This is a genomic window from Pseudomonas emilianonis (genome assembly GCF_023072625.1).
Lineage (GTDB): Bacteria > Pseudomonadota > Gammaproteobacteria > Pseudomonadales > Pseudomonadaceae > Aquipseudomonas > Aquipseudomonas paraveronii.
This window is the reverse complement of the sequence record NZ_JAKNRV010000416.1, coordinates 1-4,086: the sequence shown is the minus strand read 5'-3', so window position 1 is coordinate 4,086 and position 4,086 is coordinate 1. Positions and strand designations below refer to the sequence as shown.

Genomic DNA, 4,086 nt, shown 5'->3' with positions numbered 1-4,086 from the left:
CGGCCCGGCAAACGGTTGAGCGGGCGCGTCGCCAAGTGGCCGAGCTGGTCGGTGCCGAGCCGGAGCAGATCGTCTGGACGTCCGGCGCGACCGAGTCCAACAACCTCGCGATCAAGGGTGTGAATCACTCATGTGTGCGCTCGTCTTTACTGCAGGCCGGAGAGGCCAAGGGCGGGGTCGATTCCATCGAGTGCGGCGGCCAGTGCCTTGGCCTTGTCGGCGATCTGCTTGCGCTGATCGGCGGTAACACTGTCGTAGCGGCTGAATTGGCCGTCGACTTTCAAACCATTGAGCTGCGTCTCGAACGCTGCAAGGGCCGTATCGATGTTCGGCAACAGGTCGGCGGCGGACTTGCTCAGCAGCGGACGCATCAGGTCCACGACCTTGCGCGCAGCGTCCAGGTTGGCGGCGAAACCGTTCAGGTCGATATGGCTGTAGCGTTCTTCTTCACCACTGGCGGCGCGCACGTCGGCCAGGCTGTTGAGGTTGCGCACCACGATGCTCACCAGCTGCTCCGGTGGCAGCGACTGCGCCAGCAACTGTTGCTTGAGGCTGCTGACGTCGTTCACCAGGCGCTGCGCCAGCGGGGCCAGGCCATCGAGGCTGCGTTGCTGGAACAGGCTGTATTCGAGGCGGTGGAAGCCGCTGAAGGCGGGGTCCTGCTCACGCTTTTCGAAATAATCGGCGCGGGCGTTGATCGCGTTATCCAGTTCCGCCAGGCGTTGCGACGCTGCGGCGAGGCGCTGGTAAGCCTCGCGGGCCGGCACGTACAGCGCCTGGGCCTGGGCCAGGTCACCGGCGTCGATCGCTTGTTGCAAGGCGGTCACGGCCTTGATCAGTGCGCTGGCCTGGGTGCTCAGGTACACACGAAATTCCGACAACGGACCGATAAACGCCACCATCGACGGCTTGGCCTTGGCTTGGGCGTCGGATTCAGCCGTGGGCGTCACATGCAGGGTGCCGCGCGGGTTGCTTAACAGGCCGCAGGTGATTGCATAGTCGCCGGGCAACAGCTTGGCATTGATCACCTGGCTCAGGCCCGGCGCGATGTTTTCGCGCTCTTCGAGCACCAGCACGCCGTCGAGGATTTCCCATTCCACCGCGCGGTCGGAGCGGTTGATGATGCGAAAGCTCGCGCGCCCGGCTGGAACGCTCAGCGTGTTGGGTTCGCAGGCGTGGCCATGAATGGTCACAACGATTTCATCGTGATGGGTCTGGCGCTTGGCGGCGGCCATCTGCGAGGCGTAGTAGAACAGGCCACCGGCGGCGATCATCACGACCACCGAGCCGGCCACCGCCCAACGCAAGGCGCGGGGCGGCGAGGCCGGTTGAGGAGTTGGGTTGGACAAGAGACAGTCCTTACTGGTGAGAAACGGAAGAGGGCGCGGCGACCGGCTTGGCGGGCGCTGCAGGCAGGAAGAACATCACCAGGGCCACCACCAGGTAGATCAGGTAGGCACCCAGGGCGCTGACGGTCGGCGCGTCCTGATAGCCGAACATCCCGGCCAGCACCGAACCTATCGGGCCGTCCATCGGCAACGTGGCGCTGACATCGAACAGCACGGTTTGCAGGTGGTTCCACACGCCGGCTTCGTGCAGGGCCTGCACTGAATTGGCGAGGATGCCGGCGGCCACCACCAGGATGAACAGGCCGGTCCAGCGGAAAAACGCGCCGAGGTTCAGGCGCATGCTGCCGCTGTAGATCAGGAACCCAACGATGATCGCCAGCACCAAGCCGAGCAGGGCACCCAGCGGGGCGCCGGGGCCTTCACTCTGCTGGAACACCGCCAACAGGAAGAACACGGTTTCCAGGCCTTCGCGGGCCACGGCGAAAAACACCATCAGGATCAGTGCGGCGACCTGATGCCGCGAGCCGGCCAGGGCATGGTCGAGGGATTCGTGCAGCGAATGCTTGATCGACCGCGCGACCTTGCGCATCCAGAACACCATGGAACTGAGAATGCCCACGGCGACCAGGCCGACCACGCCTTCGAACAATTCCTGCTGTTTTTGCGGGAATTCGGCACTCATCAGTTCCAGGCCGCCGCCGACCAGCAGGGCCAGCGCGGCGGCGAGGAAGACGCCGATCCACACGGCGGGCATCCACTGGCCACGGCCGGTTTGTTGCAAGTAACTGGCAATGATGCCAACGATCAGTGCGGCTTCAATGCCTTCGCGCAACATAATGAGAAAGGGAACAAGCATTCGGCACCGAAGGGTAACTGGACAGGAAGCGAATTTGTAACATAATGATACTCATTGCTAAACAAGAAACATTAGCCTTTGCTGAACGGCGGCTGAACGGTGGTGGCAAAGCTCAAGCGCCCTTATGATGCACGCCACCTTTTGTGCCGTTGGATTGCCCCACACCCATGTCGGAAAAAGACACCATCTCCATCCATCTGGTGCGCGAAGCGCTGTTGCAGAGCTGCGCGCCGGGGGCGGCGACCATTGAGGCGTTGAGCAAGGTGGGCATTGCCCCCGAGCTGCTGCTGCAGCCCGGCGCACGTATCTCGGCCACGACCTACGCGCGGCTGTGGCGCTTGTTGGCGCGGCGCCTGGACGATGAGTTTTTTGGCATGGACCTGCGCCCGCTCAAGTCTGGCAGCCTGGCGTATCTGTGTCGGGTGGCCATGGCCCAACCGACGGTGGCGGCCGGGCTGGAAACCGGCTTGGCGTTCCTGTCATTGATGTTCGAGCATTTACCTGCCCAACTGGTGCGCCAGCAAAGCCTGGCGGAAATCGTGCTGCTCGAAACCGAGTCCGACCCGCGCCGGGCGTTCAGTTATTTCACTTATTGGATGATCGTCCATGGCGTCGCCTGTTGGCTGGCGGGGCGGCGTATACCGATCCTGGCCATCGAACTGCGCTGCCCACAGCCGGATTTTTGTGACGATTACCGGGTGATGTTCTCCGACAACCTGCGTTTTGACCGGCCGCGCACCCGCATGATTTTCTCCGCCGATTGCCTCGATCTGCCGATCAAGCGCAGTGCCGAAGAACTCAAGCGTTTCCTTGGCCACGCGCCGGCCAACATCCTGGTCAAATACCGCGACCCCGACAGCCTGGCCACCCGCATCAAGCACGACCTGCGCCAGATGCCGCCCGACACCTGGCCGGAAACCGACGGCCTGGCCGCCCGCCTGTGCATCTCCGCCTCGACCCTACGCCGCCGCCTGGCGGAAGAGGGGCAAACGTATCAAGGGCTCAAGGACAGCGTGCGTAAGGAGTTGGCCATCGTCTGGCTGGCCGAGCCGCAGATCAGCTTTGCTGAAATCGCTACGCGACTGGGATTCGCCGATGCCAGTTCGTTCTACAAGGCGTTTCGCAAATGGGCGGGGTCGAATCCCGGGCACTATCGTAGTTTGATTTTGAACGAGACAGATCGTCTGTGATGGAGTGGGTGTGCGGGATTAGGACGTTGGCACCCTGTATAAAAAGAGCCAAACTCAGGCACGCTCCTCTATCGAGAGATCACTTCGAGAAGAATTAACAAAAAATGCCAGTGCATTGACTGCATGATTGGCAGCGAACATGCCCTGAACATATTCGGGGATGCCTTGTGAACACTTCACGTTGGGATGGTTTTCAAGACACGAAAGGTAATCTTCTAACTTTTCGTTAAATAAGGCGATTGCATTGTATTTCACGGCAGTTTCAGCTTGCTGGCCGTTGGCGTCAGAAGTGCCAAGGCCAGAGATGAACATATGGAACAAGGAGTTTTTTACATCAGATGGTGCTAGTGACCTTCGTGTCAGTTGCATTACATGCAGTCATGTTATTTAACAAAAACAGTCAGTTGAAGTAGCTGTTGGGAAGTGTCTGACAGCGATTGGTGGGCGAGAGGTAGTTCATTTCCCAAATTGATCTACGGTGCGCGAATACACCGGGTAAATCCGCGACAGCGCTTGAGCCGTTAATTAGATTACGACGCCATCTTCATTCAATCAGGAATGCATGTATGGCAAGCAATATGCCCACATCAACCGGCTCCCTTCGCCCACTGCTGCTGAGAGGTTTTTAATGTCTCAGCCCTACGCGTTCATTAATGACTGGCAACAAACCTCAGTTGAACTCAAGGCAAGA

At 60.2% G+C, this 4,086-nt stretch carries 4 protein-coding genes and 1 pseudogene; 2 read left to right on the top strand and 3 right to left on the bottom strand.

All coding sequences use genetic code 11. The annotated features are described in order from the left end of the window. Positions 1–122, top strand: a pseudogene (locus tag L9Z73_RS26545) (aminotransferase class V-fold PLP-dependent enzyme); the annotation flags it as partial. A 24-nt stretch (positions 123–146) separates the two neighbouring features. Here the strand turns inward: L9Z73_RS26545 and efeO are convergent. Together efeO and efeU are read right to left on the bottom strand one after the other, a co-directional pair. Next, positions 147–1,349, bottom strand: coding sequence for an iron uptake system protein EfeO (gene efeO / locus L9Z73_RS26540; RefSeq protein ID WP_247407511.1), 1,203 nt, complete (start codon positions 1,347–1,349; stop codon positions 147–149). A 10-nt stretch (positions 1,350–1,359) separates the two neighbouring features. Continuing rightward, positions 1,360–2,205, bottom strand: a complete 846-nt coding sequence (gene efeU / locus L9Z73_RS26535; RefSeq protein WP_247407509.1) for an iron uptake transporter permease EfeU — start codon at positions 2,203–2,205, stop codon at positions 1,360–1,362. Positions 2,206–2,372: 167 nt separating this feature from the next. On the opposite strand from efeU, the gene L9Z73_RS26530 reads away from it, so the two are divergent. Further along, positions 2,373–3,395: an AraC family transcriptional regulator gene (locus L9Z73_RS26530; RefSeq protein ID WP_247407507.1), complete on the top strand. Its 1,023-nt coding sequence runs from the start codon at positions 2,373–2,375 to the stop codon at positions 3,393–3,395. Between the two features lie 54 nt (positions 3,396–3,449). Here the strand turns inward: L9Z73_RS26530 and L9Z73_RS26525 are convergent, their stop codons facing one another. Beyond that, a complete protein-coding gene (locus tag L9Z73_RS26525; RefSeq protein WP_247407506.1) occupies positions 3,450–3,764 on the bottom strand; it encodes a hypothetical protein in 315 nt (104 codons plus the stop codon). Between the last annotated feature and the right edge of the window lie 322 nt (positions 3,765–4,086).